This is a genomic window from Lentzea sp., from assembly GCF_036380075.1.
Taxonomy (GTDB): Bacteria; Actinomycetota; Actinomycetes; order Mycobacteriales; family Pseudonocardiaceae; genus Lentzea.
The window spans coordinates 31,825-47,487 of the sequence record NZ_DASVFL010000117.1; the positions used below are offsets into that span (position 1 = coordinate 31,825).

A 15,663-nucleotide genomic window follows, 5' to 3' on the forward strand; every position below is an offset into this window, starting at 1 on the left:
GTCGGGAGGCGTGTGCCGGCCCGTGCAACCCGTTACGCCCCTGTGTGCGCGAGACGGTTCGCGACCTGGTCGTTATGCCTGCCTTCCGGTGGCCCTCGTTCGGGAACAAACTGGTGACTGGTCCGGTCTGACAGGGAGCACGCATGACGTTGACACCGAGCACCTCGTGGGCGACCGGAGGTCTGCAGCTGGTGGACAAGCCGCGCACGGTCACCGTCGGCATCGCCGACGCCGAGGTCCTGGTCCGCACGGGGGTCCGCGGCGTGCTGGAGCGGTCCGGCGGGGTCGCGGTCGTCGGCGAGGCGGCCGACGGCGCCGCCGCACTGGAGCTCGCGCGCCGCCACCGCCCGCAGGTGCTGCTGATGGACGCGGCGATGCCCGGCATGGAAGGCCTCGCGGCGGTGCGCATGATCCGCCGGCACGTGCCCGGCACGCAGGTGATCATGCTGTGCACCCCGCACACCGAGGAGATGCTCTTCCCCGCGTTGCGGGCGGGTGCGGCGGGATTCCTGTTCAAGAACGGCGAACCCGACGCGCTGGCCGGCGCGGTGCGCGCGGTCGCCGCCGGGGAGGCGATGCTCTCGCCGTCCGCGACGCGCGCGTTGATCGACCACTTCACCGGCGCCGACTCGGAACGCCGTGACGCCGCGCGCGGCCGCATCAGCCTGCTCACCCGGCGGGAGCAGGAAGTGCTGGTGTACCTGGCGCAGGGCATGGCGAACGCGCGCATCGCTCGGCTCATGTACCTCTCGGAGGGGGCCATCAAGGCCCACGTCAGCCGACTGCTGACGAAGCTGCGGTGCGACAACCGCGTCCAAGCCGCTCTCATCGCACGCGACGCCGCCCTTCCCTGCTGAAACCTGTTCTCGTTGCAACGGCGCAACGGTCAGACTAGCCACGGATTTTCGCGCCGCGAAGCAGGTCACCCGGTTGGCCCCGTCCAATGTGATGTCCCGTTTCCGCCAGCGCCCGCGGCGAAAACCCGGCATGCTCGGATGTCGTGCAGCTGGAAACGTTCTCGGAAAGGTTGTCGTTTCAAGCACCTTTGTGCCCCGACAACCTGTTCGGTCACCTCATCGCCACGGCGGTGCCCGGTGTGGAGGAGTGGAGGGACGGCGTCTACCGCCGCACCTTGCGATTGCCTTTCGGTTGCGGGATCGCGGCTTTGCGGCCGATGCCCGACCACGTCGCGTGCACTGTGGAGCTGTCCGATGCTCGCGATCTGGCCACTGCTCTGGACCTTTGCCGCTTCCTGCTCGACCTCGACGTGGACCCGGAGGCGGTCGACGCGGGCTTGTCAGCAGACCCGGTGATGGCGCCGTTGGTCGCCGCCGCGCCCGGACGCCGTGTGCCGCGCACGGTCGACGGCGCGGAGTTCGCCATCCGCGCCGTGCTGGGGCAACAGGTCTCGACGAAGGCCGCACGGACGCACGCGGGCCGTCTCGTGGCGGCGTCCGGGGTGCCGGTGGGGGACCTGTTCCTGTTCCCGCTGGAGTTCGACCCGGCCGTGCTCGCGGTGCCGGAGTCGCGCCGCCGCACGATGGCCGCGCTGCTGGACGCGTTGCAGTCCGGTTTGGACCTCTCGCCTCGTGCCGATCGGGCGGAGACGCGGTCGTGGCTGCTGTCGCTGCCCGGATTCGGTCCCTGGACGGTGGAAACGATCCTGATGCGCGCCCTGGGCGACCCGGACGCGTTCCTGCCCACCGACCTGGGCATCAAGCTGGCCGCCGAGGCCCTGGGCCTGCCCACGACCCCCGCGGCCCTGGTCAGGCGCTCGGAGGTGTGGCGGCCGTGGCGTTCGTACGCGGTGCAGCACCTGTGGGCGACCGGCGATCATGAGGTGAACCGAATCCCGGCGTGAGCTGCACGCTCGCGTACAACGCCCCCGTCGCCCCCTCGCGCACGAAACCGGGCAACGGCGGCGGATCCTGCGCGAACCCCTGCAAATCCCCGAAAACCTCGACCGCCGTGCCGGGCCGCCCGCCGGGATCCTTGGCCAGCAACCGCTGGACGACGGGATCGAGCGCGCCCGGCACCCGCCGCGGCGCCTCCCGGACGTGCTTGTCGAACACCGCGTACGCCGTCGGCCCGGTGAAGAGCTGCTCGCCCGTCAGCATCTCGTGCAGCACGCACCCCAGCGCGTACAGGTCGCTGCGCGGCTCGGCGATCCCGCGCTGGATCTGCTCGGGCGCCATGTAGCTGGGTGTGCCGAGGATCTGCCCGGCCCGGCTGAACGGCGCGACGTCGCTCTCCCGCAACAGCGCCAGTCCGAAGTCCAGCACCTTCACCGCGCCGTCCGGGGACAGCATCAGGTTGGTGGGCTTGAGGTCGCGGTGGCAGATGCCGCGCTCGTGGGCCGCGGCCAGCACCGCGGCGGTCTGCGCGGCGATGTTCGCCGCCCACCCCTGGGGCAGCGGGCCGAACTCGCCCACCAGGTCCGCCACCGTGACGCCGTCGACGAACTGCATCACCTGGAACAGGCGCTGCTCGTACGTCCCGAAGTCGTACAGCACCGGCACCCCGGGGTGCTCGAGCCTGGCCACGATCCTCGCCTCGCGCGCGAACCGCTGTACCACCTCGTCGTCACTGCCGGGAAGCCGCAGGAGCTTCACCGCCACCCGCCGATCCAGGCGCAGGTCCCGGCCCTTGTGCACGGCACCCATGCCACCCCGCCCCAGCGGCAGGTCGTCGATCTCGTAGCGGTCGGCGATCAGCACCCGCGCAGCCTAACCGCCACCGCGTTCACGTCCGGTTCGCCGGCGTTCACGTCCGGTTCGCCGGCCCGCGCGCTTCCTCGTATAGCGAGAGGGCCGAGACGGCGGATCAGGACGTCACGTTCGGGTGAATCCGCCGCGGTCATGCCGGCCGGATCTGCCCGCTCAGAAGACCAGAGTAGCCCAGCCGCACCAGCTCCGCCGCGTCCTCCAGGCCGGCCTCCAGTGCCTTGAGCTGCGCGAACACCTCGCCGTAGCGCTTCTGCTCGTCGAGCGGCAGCGACGGGACCTGGGTGCGCCGCACGTCGAGCCGCGTCGAGCCGGTCGGGGTGCGGGCGAACGCCGCGCGCAGCACGCCCTCCAGGAAGTCCGGGTCCAGGCGGGCCGGGTCGATCTCGTACGCGGCGCCGGTCGGCGACGTGACGACGTGCCCGCCCGGCGCCGCGCGGACCAGCTCGCCGATCGTCGTCATCCCCGGCGGGGGCTGCTCGCGCAGCTCGGGGAGGCTCGGGACGGCGAACGCCGGTTGCGCGGCCAGGTAGGCGGAGACGTCGGTGCCGCTGCGGCGGGACGGGCTGAGGTCGACGTCGTCGTCGAGCAGGTCGATGACGCGCGTGTTCGGCTCGACCGGGCCGGGGCCGTCGAGCAGCGCGACGTGTTCCGGCGCGCGGCCGACCGGGTTGCGCAGCAGCCACAGGTCGCGGCCCGGCTGCACCGTCATCACGCCGCGCACCGCACCGGCGCGCAGCAGGTTGCCGCGGATCCGCTTGCCCGGCCTGCGCGACGCCGCCGCCGACGGCATCAGCACCGCGACCAGTCCACCGGGCTTGGCCAGCGACAGGCAGTGCTGCAACCACGCCAGCTCCGGCTCGCCGCGCGGGGGCAGACCGTAGGTCCACCGCGCGTCGCCGACGAGCTCCTCGTGCCCCCACGCCCGGTCGTGCCACGGCGGATCGCACACGACGGCGTCCGCGCGGTGCGCGATCCCGTTCTGCCGCAACGAGTCGCCGGTGATGATCTGCGCGTCCGGCATCCGCCGCCTGGCGATCACCGCGGCCACCGGGTCGAGCTCCTGCCCGATCTTGTCGCGCCCCCGCGAGGCCTTCAGCAAGGAGCCGGTGCCGCACGCCGGGTCGATCACGGTGTCGCCGTCGGTCGTGGCCAGCACGGCCTCGACGACCTCGGGCGGAGTCGGGTTGAGCAGGCGTGAGTGCGCTTCCACGTACCGCGCATGGAGGAACTCGAACGTCGCCGCGTCGGCCTCGACTCCTGCCAGCGCCTCGCCGAGCTTGAGGTCGTCGGTGGTGCGCAGCTGCGTCCACAGCCGTTCGGCCGGGGAGACCTTGAAGGGCTTCCCGTTGCGCCGAAGCCATGACTCGACGTCGCGCAGCAGGTACAACGGACTGGAGGCCGTCCCGCCGACCGGCGACGGGAAGTCCTCGAACCGCCGCCGCCAGTTCGACACCGCCGCCCGCCCCACCTCGGCGAGGCGCGCTATGTCGCCGGCGTTGACCGTCTCATCCATGTTCACAACCGTATTGCTTGTGAACTCACTTCACAACTGATCTACTGGAGAGATGACACACGAGCTGCGTATCGCCGTGGCGACCGACCCCGGGCTCGTCCGCGAGCACAACGAGGACTCGGTCTACGTCCGCCCCGACCTCCAGGCGGTGGCGGACGGCATGGGCGGCCACGAGCACGGCGAGCTCGCGAGCGCCCTGGCGGTGAACGTCCTCGCCACGTGGCAGGACGACCTCGGCCCCGCGGTGGCCGAGATCGCGCGCAGGCTCGACGCCGAGACGCCGCAGGGCGCCGGCACAACGCTCACCGCGATGCGCTGGGAGGGCCTGGAGTTCGAGCTCGCCCACATCGGCGACTCCCGCGCGTACGTCGTCAGGGACGGCAACCTCCGCCAGCTCTCGCACGACCACACCATGGTCCAGGCGCTCGTCGACGCGGGCCGCATGACGCCCCAGGAGGCGCTCGTCCACCCGCGCCGCGCGTACGTGCTGCGCGCCCTGCAGTCCGGCAACTCGCACGAGCCGGACCTCACGTGGCACCAGGCGCAGATCGGCGACCGCTACCTGCTGTGCAGCGACGGCCTGACCGACTACACGGACCTCGGCGACGTCCACGAGATCCTGCTGTCCACACCGGACGGAACGGAAGCGGCCTGGCAGCTGGTCGCGCTGGCGAACGGCAACGGCGGCCCGGACAACATCACGTGCGTGATCACCGACGTCGTCAAGAAGAAGTGGTGGCAGCGCTAGGAAAGCCGCCGCACGTGGAAACTGTCCGCGAAACGTGGAAACGGCCCCCACCACCGCAGTGGCAGGGGCCGCAGCTCGAAAGGTGTTACAGGTTCGCCGGCATGCCCGACTCGTCGGCCTGAGCCGTCGCCGACCCGCTCAGCAGGTCCTTGACGATCTTGTTGGCCTGCTTCACGGCCGGCGTGATCATCTTGATCTTCACCTTGCCGTTGGTCAGCTTGCCGCCGACGTCGAACGTCGTGTCCTCACCCGGCAGCGGCACGGCCTGGCAGCCGGTGAACTGCTTGCGCGGGGTCGCACCGGTCTGGAAGTAGAACGTGATCGGGTCGTCGACGCAGTCCGTGTTGTACGGGAACAGGCCGTGCGAGCCCTCGTTGTCGACGCTGATCATCTTGGCGTTCGGCAGCGCCTTGGCCGTGGCCAGACCGCCCTCGTACGCGGTGGCGGCGTCGAGCTCCGACTGCGCGACCAGCAGACGCGGGAACGTCTTCTTGTCCGGCTTCGGCATCGAGTTCGTGGTCGGCCAGTAGGCGCAGAGCGGCGTCTCCATGAACGGCGCGATGAACGGCGCGTTCACGGTCAGGTCGGCCAGCCAGTAGTTCCAGTAGTGCAGGTTCTGGTTCCACTGGCCGTCCTGGCAGCGGATCGCCTCGAACGTCGCGTCCCAGGTCTCGACCTCGGCGGCGGCGGTCGTGGACTTCGCCGCGACGCGCTCCTTCTTGGCGATCGCGTTGAGCGCGTTCTGCTTGCCCTTGGCGATGAACGCCTTGTTGTCGTCCGTCAGACCGGGGTAGGTCAGCATCTTCGCGACGACCTGCTCGACCTTCTCCGAGTCGGTGCCCACGGGGTTGGTCGCGTCGATCACCGAGGCGACCGCGGACGCGGCGGCGTGGTACTGCGACGTGTCGTACATCGCCGGCAGCACGAACCACGCGACGAAGAGCTGGCCGACGAACTCGCGCGTGCCGCCGCCCTTCTCCCACTTGCGGCGGATCTCCATCGGGTCGGTGCCCTGGCCGTACTTGTCGTCGTGCCGCGCCATGAACGGCAGCAGCGCCTCCTGGAACTGGCGGTCGCGCGTGCGCGGCTGCAGGTCCCAGGTGTTCTCGAGGGTCGACTGCGAGGCGTCGACGGCCGAGTCGAGCAGCATGCGGTGGACCTTCGACGGGAACGTCGAGGCGTACCAGGTGCCCAGCCACGTGCCGTAGGAGTAGCCGATGTAGCTCGTCTTCTTCTCGCCGAGCAGGACACGGATGAAGTCCATGTCGTAAGCGGTCTGCTCGGTGGTGATGAACCTGGTCAGCGGGTTCTCGAGGCAGCCGTCGACCTTCGCCTTGTTCAGCACGTTCGCGTCGGTGCTGTCCGGGACGGTGTAGCTGCAGGTGAGCGGCGTGGAGAGGCCGACGCCGCGCGGGTCGAAGCCGATGAAGTCGTACTGGCTCGCGAGGACCGGTGCGCGCAGGGCCATCGCGGGACCCCACGGCAGGCCGGAGCCGCCGGGGCCACCGGGGTTGACCAGCGCGATGCCCTGGCGGCTGGTGCCCTTGAACGCGGTCTGGGTCTTCGAGACCCGGATGCCGATCGTGTTGCCGTCGGCGGGGTCGTGCCAGTCGCGCGGGACCTGGACGGTCGCGCAGGCGAGGCCCTTGACGGTCTTGAACTGCTTGACGGTCTCCTCGGCGACGCCGGGGAACGCGCACTCCTCCCAGGTGATCTTCTGCTTGGCCAGCGCGCCCGCGAGTGCCTGCGTGTCCGGGTCGGCCTGGGCGGCGGCGCTCGCCGTCGGCGTGAGCACGACGCTGGTGGCGACCAACACCCCTGCCACCGCGGCCATGCCGCCTCTGAAGTACTTCCTCACTGGTGGATCCCTTCCTGCCCCCGCGCGGCCGGTGGAGGCCGCGCTTGCACCAGAGGAGAAAGGGAGAAGGCCTCGATTGACACTCCTGGGTGGTGGCAGAAAGTCGCCATGTCTGAAAACCGTCACGAAAGAGGCACACGGAGTGATGAAGGTTCGCGTGCTCGTGACTTTGAGTGATTAAAGCCACCCGCGCCGTGACGCCTGCACGCCGAGCTGGAACCGGGTCTGCGCGCCCAGCAGCTGTTGCAACCGGCTCACCCGGCGGTGCACGGTCCGTTCGCTCACGCCGAGCTCGCGGGCGATCGACTCGTCGGTCAGACCGGCGCTGAGCAGTGCCATCAACCGCCTGGTCGCGGTCGTCGGCTCCTCCTGCGTGTCCTCCTGGCCGCCCGGCGTGATCGACACGGACATCCGCCAGAACGCCTCGAACAGCTCGATCAAGGCGCTGAGGAGCACGGACGGGTGAATGAGCAGGGCCACGACGTTCCCGCCGGTGACCGTCGGCACCGCGATCAGCGCCCGGTCCGAGTCGGCGACGACGAGCTTCAACGGCACCCCGGGGAACGTCCGCGCCTGCTCGCCGAACGCGATGCTCTCCTGCACCGAGGCGAACCCGAGCTCGGTCTGCAGGAGCTCGGAGTCGTACACGACCCGGTACCCGATCCCGCGGGCCAGCGCCGGCGGCTGCGCGGGACTGGCCTCCGGCTGCGGGCTGAGGTACGAGCCGGGGTCGAGCGCCCGGATCTCGCGCTCGGCCCTGCTCTGCATCTCCTCGAAGGTGCTGATCACCTCGTGGGCGTCCGTGAGCACCTCGACGAAGTCGACCTCCTTCGCGCCGCGCTCGGCGTAGGCGGCGGCCAGCACCTCGGCGGTCTCGCGCGCCCGGACGGCGGCGGTCTCGTGGCCGGACGCGATGGCCGCCAGCGCGGACCGCGGCGGCCGCACCTCGTCGCCGCGGATCAGCCCGAGCCGTTCGAGCTCGTCGTACGCCGCGCCGGGCTCCGCAAGGCCCCCGCGCAACACCGCCAGGTACAGCTTCTCGGCTTCCGGCGACAGCCCCTCGTGCACACGACCCCCTCGGTGGTTCTGAACCGAAGGTACCTGCCCGGATCTTCCGTTCCGGGCTCAGCCGAACCGGCGCATCAACCCGAGGAACAGCGCGTCGAACGCCCTGTCCGGCAGCACCCCGCGGGCGAACAGCATCGGCTTCGCCCCGAACCCGGCCGAGTACCGCGTGCGGGGCCTCTTCGCCTCGGCCGCCCTCGTGATGACGTCCGCGATGACCTTCGGCTCGCTCGCGCGGCTCATCTGCCCGTGGAACCCGGCCAGCTGCCGGACCTGGCGGTCGTAGGCGCCGCCGCCGGAGGTCTTCCTCATGTTCTCGACGGCGATGCCGCCCCACTCGGTCTTGATGCCGCCGGGCTGGATCACGACGACGTCGATCCCGAACGGCTTGAGCTCCAGCCGCAGCGAGTCGCTCAGCCCCTCCACCGCGAACTTGGTCGAGTGGTACCAGGCCCCGAGCGGTTCGTAGATCCGGCCGCCGATCGACGACACGTTCACGATCCGGCCGCTCCGCTGCTCGCGCATGTGCGGTGCGACGAGCTGCACCAGCCGCGCCAGCCCGAACACGTTGACCTCGAACTGGTACCGCGCCTCGTCCAGCGGCACGTCCTCGACCGCGCCGTACGACCCGTACCCGGCGTTGTTGACGAGCACGTCGATCCGGCCGGTCTCCGCGATGATCTTCCCGACGCCCTCGGCCATCGACTCGTCGCTCGTCACGTCCATCTCCAGCACCCGGATGCCCTGCGCGGCGAGCCCCTCCATCCGCTGCACCCTGCGGGCAGCCGCGTACACGGTGTAGCCGGCTTTCCGCAGCTCGACGGCGGTGGTCTCGCCGATGCCCGACGACGCTCCCGTGACCAGTGCGACCTTCATGTCCGTCTCCCGTCTTGTCAACTAACCGGTTGGTTGCCAAGGCTGGCACGGCAGGCGCTGGCTGTCAACCAACCAGTTGGTTAAGCTGGGTTCGTGGTGAGGGACAAAGAGGCGACCAAGTCGAAACTGCTGGACGCGGCGCTGGCGGAGTTCGCCGCGCACGGCATCGCGGGAGCGCGGGTCGACCGCATCGCCGCCAAGGCCGGGTGCAACAAGGCGATGATCTACGCCTACTTCGGCAGCAAGGAGGAGCTCTTCGACGAGGTCCTGAAGATCCAGATCTCACTGGTGCACGAAGCCACCCCCCTCACCCCCGACGACCTGCCGGGGTTCGCGGGCCGCCTCTACGACACCTACGCGCGGCAGCCCGAACTGCTCCGCCTGGCGGGCTACCACCGGCTGGAGAGCGGCTTCGAGGAGATCAGCAAGGCGGAGGCCGAGGCGCACGCCCTGAAGGTCGCCGCCATCGAGGAGGCGCAGCGCGACGGCCGGGTGCCGGCGGACTTCGGTGCCGAGGAGCTGCTGAACCTCGTCGTGCACATGTCGATCCTGGCGTTCTCGACGCCGATCGCGTCCCGCGACCTGGTGGTCCGCTCGGTCGAGAAGCTCGTGAGCTAGCCGGACCGCCTGCGCAGCAGGTAGGTGTCCATGATCCAGCCCTTGCGCGCACGGGCCTCCGCGCGCACCTCGCGGATCTCCCGTGCCACGTCGCCGACGCGGCCGGACACCAAGATCTCGTCGGGCATCCCGAGGTAGGCGCCCCAGTAGATCCACGTGTCCGGGTCGACGCCCTCGAACGAGTGCGAGGCGTCCAGCATCACGGCCACGTCGTCCACATCGGACGGCCAGCCCTCGGCGAGGCGGCGGCCGGTGGTGATCTGCACCGGCCTGCCGACCTGGTTGAGCGCGACGCGGTGCCCGGCCGTCAACGCCGCCACCGACGTCACGCCCGGGACCACCTCGACCTCGAACTCCTCGCCACGTCCCAGCAGGTCGTCGAGGATCGCCAGGGTCGAGTCGTACAGCGACGGGTCGCCCCACACCAGGAAGGCGCCGACCTCGTCCTCGCCCAGCTCCGCCAGCAACCCCAGGACGACGTCGGCGCGGTCACGGCGCCAGGCGTCGATCGTCGCGGTGTAGTCGGCGGGGTTGCGGTCGCGCTCCGGATCCCGGCCCTCGACCCAGCGGTACGGCCGCGTGACGTGCTCGGCGAGGATCGACGCGCGCAGGTCGACGAGCTCCTGCTTCACGGAACCCTTGTCCAGCACGAAGTACACGTCGACCGTCTGCAACGCCTTCACGGCCTGCACCGTCAGGTGGTCGGGGTTGCCCGCGCCGATACCGATGACCAGGATCTTTCGCACTGACACACACTAACCAGCGAGCACGTGCAGGATCCGGACGGGCTTCTTCGGCGCACCGTCGAGCAGACCGTCCGGCTGCGGCACGATCCCGGCCTTCACGATCCGGTCGAGCGTGTCCATGCCGTAGGTGACGTGGCCCATCACGGTGTAGTTGGGGCTGATGTTGGCGAACGAGTGCACGATGAAGAACTCGCTGCCGTTGGTTCCGGGCCCCTGGTTGCCGTACGCGATGGTGCCGCGCGGGTAGGTCTCCTTCCCCGTCACCTCGTCGGCGAACCGGTAGCCGGGCCCGCCCTCCTCGGCGCGGTAGATGTCACCGCACTGCAGCACGCCCAGGCGCGTCGTGTCCGTCAGCCGCCAGCACTGGGACATCGTGTAGAACCAGCTCCGCGCGAGGTGGGCGAAGTTCTCCACCCCGCACGGCGCGCCGGCGCGGTCGAGGTCCGCGAGCACCACGCCGTAGTTCGTCACGATGGTGATCTTGACGGTGCCGCGGGCGGGCACGACGGCCCGCGGCGGCTGGACCGGGCGGGCGGCCGGGTTCTCCGGCGTCGGGATGAACTCGCACCGCGTCGTCGGCGGGGCGGCCGGGGACGCGGACGCGACCGGGGCGAGGACGACCATCATCAGCACTGCGACCAGTAGCCTCATGCGAGCCGACCGTAGTCGCCGGGCCGTCAGACCGGAACGGCCTCGCGCTGCTCCACCGCGGGACGGCGCTTCGCCGGTCTGCGCTCCAGCCACCACTGCGAGACCAGCAGCGGCACCACCCACCCGGTCCACGTCGAGATCCCGGCGATCGTCTGCGGCAGCTGCGCCTCCGGCACCCGGTCCGCGACGAGCAGGAACGCGACGACGCCCCAGATCCGGTTCGTGATGATCGAGACGGTCAGCGCGAAGCTGCGGACCATCCACTTGCGGTGGTCGCGGAACTGTCGCCGCCGGGCCGCGCGCCACGCCAGCCACGTGAAGGTCAGCCACAGCACGGCCAGCAGCACGTTGCTCACCATCGCCACCGGGCCGAACGGCGTCATCCAGCCGATCACGAGGCCGGCCAGCCCGGACGGCAGCACACCGGCCCACACGTAGACGCGGCCGATCCTGCGGTGCCACGCGGGGAAGCGCGTGCGGAACCACGGCCAGATCTGCACCACGCACGTGAGGATCGCGACCGACGCGCACACGACGTGCACCACGAGCAGGGGATAGTGCGGTCCCCAGTCCGACTGCACGCGGGACTGCAGTCGGTCACCGGTCAGGTAGGGCGGCAGCGAGAACGCCACGAACGCCACCACCACGAAGGCCAACGGGCCCACCCAAGGCTTGCGCAACCACGTCATGCGCCCACGATCGCGCTGCCCGCTGACCGCTCGCGCACCTCTCGCTGACGTCCACAGAGCCGGGTGTGAACGCGCGGATTCACACCGGGTGGTGTGAATGCACGTCGAGCAGCGAAAAGTCGTGCCAAAATCGAACGGGGGACCACCGCGGGCCACGCGCACCCGGTTGCCAGTGCGGCACTCGGATTTCTTTCGCGTGGAAAACAGAACAGCGTTCTGCGGTAGCGTCCGTATTAGGGGGTCACCTCATTGGAGTAACGGCGGTGCCGCGAACATCCCAAGTCGGGCATCATCACCTGGCTCGACCAAGTCGTAGAACGAGGGGTCTCGTGTGACCATCTTCCGTGCCGGCCGGACCGGAGCGTGGTGGACGTACCTGGTGGCAGGTCATCTGCTGCTGGGCGTCTACTACCTGATCCCGGTCAGCCCTGCGGGGACAACGGGTCAAACGGTACGGGTGGTGCTCTACTGCACGATCAGCGCCTCCGCCGCGATCGCGACTTTCGCGGGCGTCAAGCGCAACCGGCCGCAATGGCGGCGGCCGTGGGTGTTCCTCGCACTCAGCCAGGTCGTTTACGCGATCGCGGACCTCACGTTCTACGCATCGCACTACATCTTCGGCCACACCGATTACCCGTCCTATGCGGACATCTTCTACCTGGGGCATTACCCGTTGATGGTGGCGGGCGTGATCATGCTGATCCGCCGCCGCACCCCCGGCCTCGACCTGCCGAGCCTGCTCGACGCCGCGGTGCTCGCGGTCGTCGCGGGCATGGCGTCCTGGCTCTACGTGATCGGCCCGCAGGCGCGCCTCACGTCACCGGTACTGGTGAAGATCGCGTCCCTCGGCTTCCCGATGATGGACCTCGCGCTGTTCGTCGTGGCGCTGCGCCTGATCTTCGGCGCCGGCCCGCGCCCGCGCGCGTTCGTCCTGCTGACGTGCAACCTGCTGGGCATCCTGACCGCGGACACCATCTACGTGCTGCAGCGCCTCGACGGCAGCTACCACGCGGGCAACTTCCTCGACGCCATCTGGCTGTCGGCCAACCTGTGCATCGGCGCGGCGGCGCTGCACCCGACGATGGCCCGGCTCGGCGACCGGGCGCACGTCAAGGACGTCGGCCTGAGCCGCGGCCGGATCATCGCGCTGTCCTCGGCCGCGCTGGCCGCGCCGATCCTGATGCTGGTGCACGACGTCGGCCAGTCGTCGCAGGACGTCCTGGTCATCGCGGCGGGCAGCGCGCTGCTGTCGCTGCTGATCATCGCCCGGCTCGCGGGGCTGGTCGCCGACCAACGCAAGCTCGCGATCACCGACAGCCTCACCGGCCTGCACACGCGCCGGTTCTTCGAGGCCCAGCTGCCGCTGGAGATCTCCCGCGCGCGGCGCAACGACGGCTCGGTCGCGGTGTTCATCATCGACGTCGACCGCTTCAAGTCCATCAACGACAACTACGGCCACCCCGCCGGCGACGACGTGCTGATGGAGGTCGCGGCACGGCTGCGCGCCGCCTCCCGCGCCGGCGAGGTCCTCGCGCGCTACGGCGGCGAGGAGTTCGCGCTGCTCGTCCCCGACGCGGGCCCCGGCAGGCTGTCCGTGATCGCCAACCGGTTGCGCGAACGCGTGGCGGAGAGGCCCATCCCGGTCAATCCGGGCAACGACGACATCCCGTTGTCCGTCACGGTGTCCGTCGGGTCGGCGAGCTTCCCGACGCACGGCGACGGTCCCGACGACATCGTGGTGATCGCGGACCGCGCGCTCTACGCGGCGAAAGCCGCCGGGCGCAACAGGATCGCGGTCGGCCCGGAGCCGCTGCCCGCGGTCGACCCGGACACCGACGGCGCGATGGCGGAGTTCCTCTGCCAGGTCGCGGACCGCGTGGACGGCTGGCTGCACCGCTACGACCACAGCCGGTCGGTGTCGCGCTGGGCCGGTGTCGCCGCGGGGGAGTTCGGGCTGGACGCGCCGACGACCAGGGTCGCGCAGCTCGCCGGCCGCCTGCACGACATCGGCAAGATCATCATTCCCGAGGTGGTGCTCACCAAGCCCGGCGCACTGTCCGAAGAGGAGTGGCGGCTGCTGCGCCAGCACCCGGACTTCGGCTACCGGCTCGCGCGGATGGTGCCGGGGTTCGCGGGCGTGGCGCACGTGATCAGGCAGCAGCACGAGCGCTACGACGGCACCGGGTACCCGGACGGGCTGCGCGGGGCGGACATCCGCGCGGAGGCGCGCATTCTCTCCGTCTGCGTGTCGTGGGCGGCGATGCGCTCCAACCGTCCACACCAGACGGCGCTGGACGAGAACCGCGCCCGCCGCGAACTCTGGGCAGGGCGGGGCGAACAGTTCGATCCGGACGTTGTGGACATGTTCCTCGACCTGCACACCCAGGGCACGATCGGAATGTTGCGTCCGTCCGGTTTGTCCGTGCAGGAAGCGGGTTTCCCGGCCGACTTCCGACCTTGATCACCTCGTGGTGGCATGCTCTGCGCCATGAGCACGGAGTACGCCGTCCCCGCCGAGGTGCCGAGCCCGCAACGGCAGCCGGTACCGGGTGGGCCGGTCGGGAGGTGGCTGCTCGCGGACCGCGTGGCGCCGTCGGGTCCCGTGAGCCACGAGTCGCACGCCAAGCCGCACGCGTGGTGGAAGGTCATGACGCTGACGGGCGTCGACTACTTCTCCACGCTCTCGTACCTGCCGGGCATCGCCGCGCTGGCCGCCGGGGCGCTCTCGCCGCTGGCGACGCTGCTGATCGTGGCGCTGACGCTGCTGGGCATGCTGCCGATGTACCGGCGGGTGGCGCGGGAGAGCCCGCACGGCCAGGGCTCGGTGGCGATGCTGGAGGACCTGCTGCCGTTCTGGCGCGGCAAGATCTTCGTGCTGGTGCTGCTCGGGTTCGTGGCGACGTCGTGGATCATCACGATCACCCTGTCCGCCGCGGACGCCTCGGTGCACGCGCTGGAGAACCCGTACGTCCCCGAGGCGCTGCACGGCTCCGAGCTGGTCGTGACGATCGTGCTGCTGCTCGTCCTCGGCGGCGTGTTCCTGATGGGCTTCAGCGAGGCCGTGGGCGTCGCGATCCCGTTGGTGGCGGTGTTCCTGTCGCTCAACGCGGTCGTGGCCGTGGTGGGGCTCGTGGACGTCTTCGCGACGCCGGACGCCCTCGACCGCTGGATCTCCGCGCTCGGCTCGCACGGTGACGGGTTCTTCGGGGTGGTCGGACCGGCGGTCCTCGCGTTCCCGCTGCTGGTGCTCGGGCTGTCCGGCTTCGAGACCGGCGTGAGCATGATGCCGCTGGTCGCCGCGGACGGGAAGACGGACGAGGAACGTCTCGAGAGCCGCGTGCGCAACACCCGCAAGCTCCTCACGACGGCCGCGCTGATCATGTCGGTCTACCTGATCGCGACGTCGTTCATCACGACCGTGCTGGTGCCGCAGGACAAGTTCGCGCCCGGCGGCCCGGCGAACGGGCGTGCGCTGGCGTACCTCGCGCACGAGCTGCTCGGCGAGGTGTTCGGCACGGTCTACGACATCAGCAGCATCCTGATCCTGTGGTTCGCCGGCGCGTCCGCGATGGCCGGCCTGATCAACATCGTGCCGCGCTACCTGCCCTCCTACGGCATGGCGCCGGAGTGGGGCCGCGCGGTCCGTCCCGTGGTGATCGTCTACACGGTCATCTGCGTCATCATCACGATCATCTTCAACGCCGACGTGAACGCGCAGGCCGGCGCGTACGCCACCGGCATCCTGGCGATGATGGTGTCCGGCTCGTTCGCGGTGACGGTGTCGGCGTTCCGCAAGAAGCAGCGCGGCGCGTCGATCGGCTTCACCGTCCTGACGCTGGTGCTGCTGTACGCGCTGGTGGAGAACGTCATCGAGAAGCCGGACGGCATCACGATCTCGTTCGGCTTCATCCTCGGCATCGTCGTGATCTCGCTGGTGTCGCGCATCTCCCGCACGACGGAGCTGCGCGTCGACAAGATCAAGTTCGACGACGAGGCCCGGCGGTTCGTCACCGACACCATCGCGAACGACGGCCGGATCACGTTCATCGCGAACCGCCGCCAGACGGGCGACAAGGCGGAGTACGACGAGAAGGAGACCGAGCAGCGCGGCATGAACCCGGTGCCCGGCTCGGCCGACGTGATCTTCCTGGAGATCGACATCGTCGACCCGTC

General features: G+C 70.1%; 14 protein-coding genes. 6 read left to right on the forward strand and 8 right to left on the reverse strand.

The annotated features are described in order from the left end of the window. Positions 1-143 precede the first annotated feature (143 nt). Complete coding sequence (locus tag VF330_RS15265; RefSeq protein WP_330852245.1) at positions 144-857, forward strand: response regulator transcription factor; 714 nt, start codon at positions 144-146, stop codon at positions 855-857. 143 nt (positions 858-1,000) lie between these two features. Continuing rightward, a complete protein-coding gene (locus VF330_RS15270; protein ID WP_330852246.1) occupies positions 1,001-1,861 on the forward strand; it encodes a DNA-3-methyladenine glycosylase family protein in 861 nt (286 codons plus the stop codon). On the opposite strand, the gene VF330_RS15275 is transcribed toward VF330_RS15270, so the two are convergent. Both VF330_RS15275 and VF330_RS15280 read right to left on the reverse strand, forming a co-directional pair. Then, complete coding sequence (locus tag VF330_RS15275; protein WP_330852247.1) at positions 1,767-2,717, reverse strand: serine/threonine-protein kinase; 951 nt, start codon at positions 2,715-2,717, stop codon at positions 1,767-1,769. The two genes, VF330_RS15270 and VF330_RS15275, sit on opposite strands and share 95 nt — an antisense overlap. A 139-nt stretch (positions 2,718-2,856) precedes the next feature. Continuing rightward, positions 2,857-4,239 (reverse strand): N-6 DNA methylase, encoded by a 1,383-nt coding sequence (locus tag VF330_RS15280; RefSeq protein ID WP_330852248.1) that lies wholly within the window; start codon positions 4,237-4,239, stop codon positions 2,857-2,859. A 52-nt stretch (positions 4,240-4,291) separates the two neighbouring features. Here VF330_RS15280 and VF330_RS15285 point away from each other — a divergent pair, with 52 nt between their 5' ends. Then, a complete protein-coding gene (locus VF330_RS15285; RefSeq protein WP_330852249.1) occupies positions 4,292-4,987 on the forward strand; it encodes a PP2C family protein-serine/threonine phosphatase in 696 nt (231 codons plus the stop codon). 85 nt (positions 4,988-5,072) lie between these two features. Here the strand turns inward: VF330_RS15285 and VF330_RS15290 are convergent, their stop codons facing one another. The 3 genes from VF330_RS15290 to VF330_RS15300 form a co-directional block, all read right to left on the reverse strand. Then, the gene (locus VF330_RS15290) at positions 5,073-6,845 is read right to left on the reverse strand and encodes an alpha/beta hydrolase (RefSeq protein WP_330852250.1); all 1,773 of its coding nucleotides are present in this window, start codon (positions 6,843-6,845) and stop codon (positions 5,073-5,075) included. Positions 6,846-7,022: 177 nt separating this feature from the next. After that, on the reverse strand, positions 7,023-7,913 hold the full coding sequence (locus VF330_RS15295; RefSeq protein ID WP_330852251.1) for a helix-turn-helix transcriptional regulator: 891 nt from the start codon (positions 7,911-7,913) through the stop codon (positions 7,023-7,025). Between the two features lie 57 nt (positions 7,914-7,970). Continuing rightward, the gene (locus tag VF330_RS15300; RefSeq protein WP_330852252.1) at positions 7,971-8,786 is read right to left on the reverse strand and encodes an oxidoreductase; all 816 of its coding nucleotides are present in this window, start codon (positions 8,784-8,786) and stop codon (positions 7,971-7,973) included. A 93-nt stretch (positions 8,787-8,879) separates the two neighbouring features. Between VF330_RS15300 and VF330_RS15305 the strand changes: the two genes are divergently transcribed. Further along, positions 8,880-9,404 carry a TetR/AcrR family transcriptional regulator gene (locus VF330_RS15305; RefSeq protein WP_330852253.1) on the forward strand — a complete coding sequence of 175 codons (525 nt, stop codon included), beginning with the start codon at positions 8,880-8,882 and terminating at the stop codon, positions 9,402-9,404. Here VF330_RS15305 and cobF read toward each other — a convergent pair. Genes cobF through VF330_RS15320 form a run of 3 tightly spaced genes read right to left on the reverse strand, consistent with a single transcriptional unit; the run spans position 9,401 to position 11,490 of the window. Further along, positions 9,401-10,150 (reverse strand): precorrin-6A synthase (deacetylating), encoded by a 750-nt coding sequence (gene cobF, locus VF330_RS15310; RefSeq protein WP_330852254.1) that lies wholly within the window; start codon positions 10,148-10,150, stop codon positions 9,401-9,403. The two genes, VF330_RS15305 and cobF, sit on opposite strands and share 4 nt — an antisense overlap. 9 nt (positions 10,151-10,159) lie before the next feature. Next, on the reverse strand, positions 10,160-10,801 hold the full coding sequence (locus VF330_RS15315; protein WP_330852255.1) for a peptidylprolyl isomerase: 642 nt from the start codon (positions 10,799-10,801) through the stop codon (positions 10,160-10,162). A 26-nt stretch (positions 10,802-10,827) separates the two neighbouring features. Next, positions 10,828-11,490, reverse strand: a complete 663-nt coding sequence (locus VF330_RS15320; protein ID WP_330852256.1) for a DUF2306 domain-containing protein — start codon at positions 11,488-11,490, stop codon at positions 10,828-10,830. 331 nt (positions 11,491-11,821) lie between these two features. Here VF330_RS15320 and VF330_RS15325 point away from each other — a divergent pair, with 331 nt between their 5' ends. Together VF330_RS15325 and VF330_RS15330 are read left to right on the forward strand one after the other, a co-directional pair. Continuing rightward, positions 11,822-13,951 (forward strand): diguanylate cyclase, encoded by a 2,130-nt coding sequence (locus tag VF330_RS15325; protein ID WP_330852257.1) that lies wholly within the window; start codon positions 11,822-11,824, stop codon positions 13,949-13,951. A 27-nt stretch (positions 13,952-13,978) separates the two neighbouring features. Further along, positions 13,979-15,663 (forward strand): amino acid transporter (locus VF330_RS15330; protein ID WP_330852258.1); only part of this gene is annotated, 1,685 nt, incomplete at its 3' end.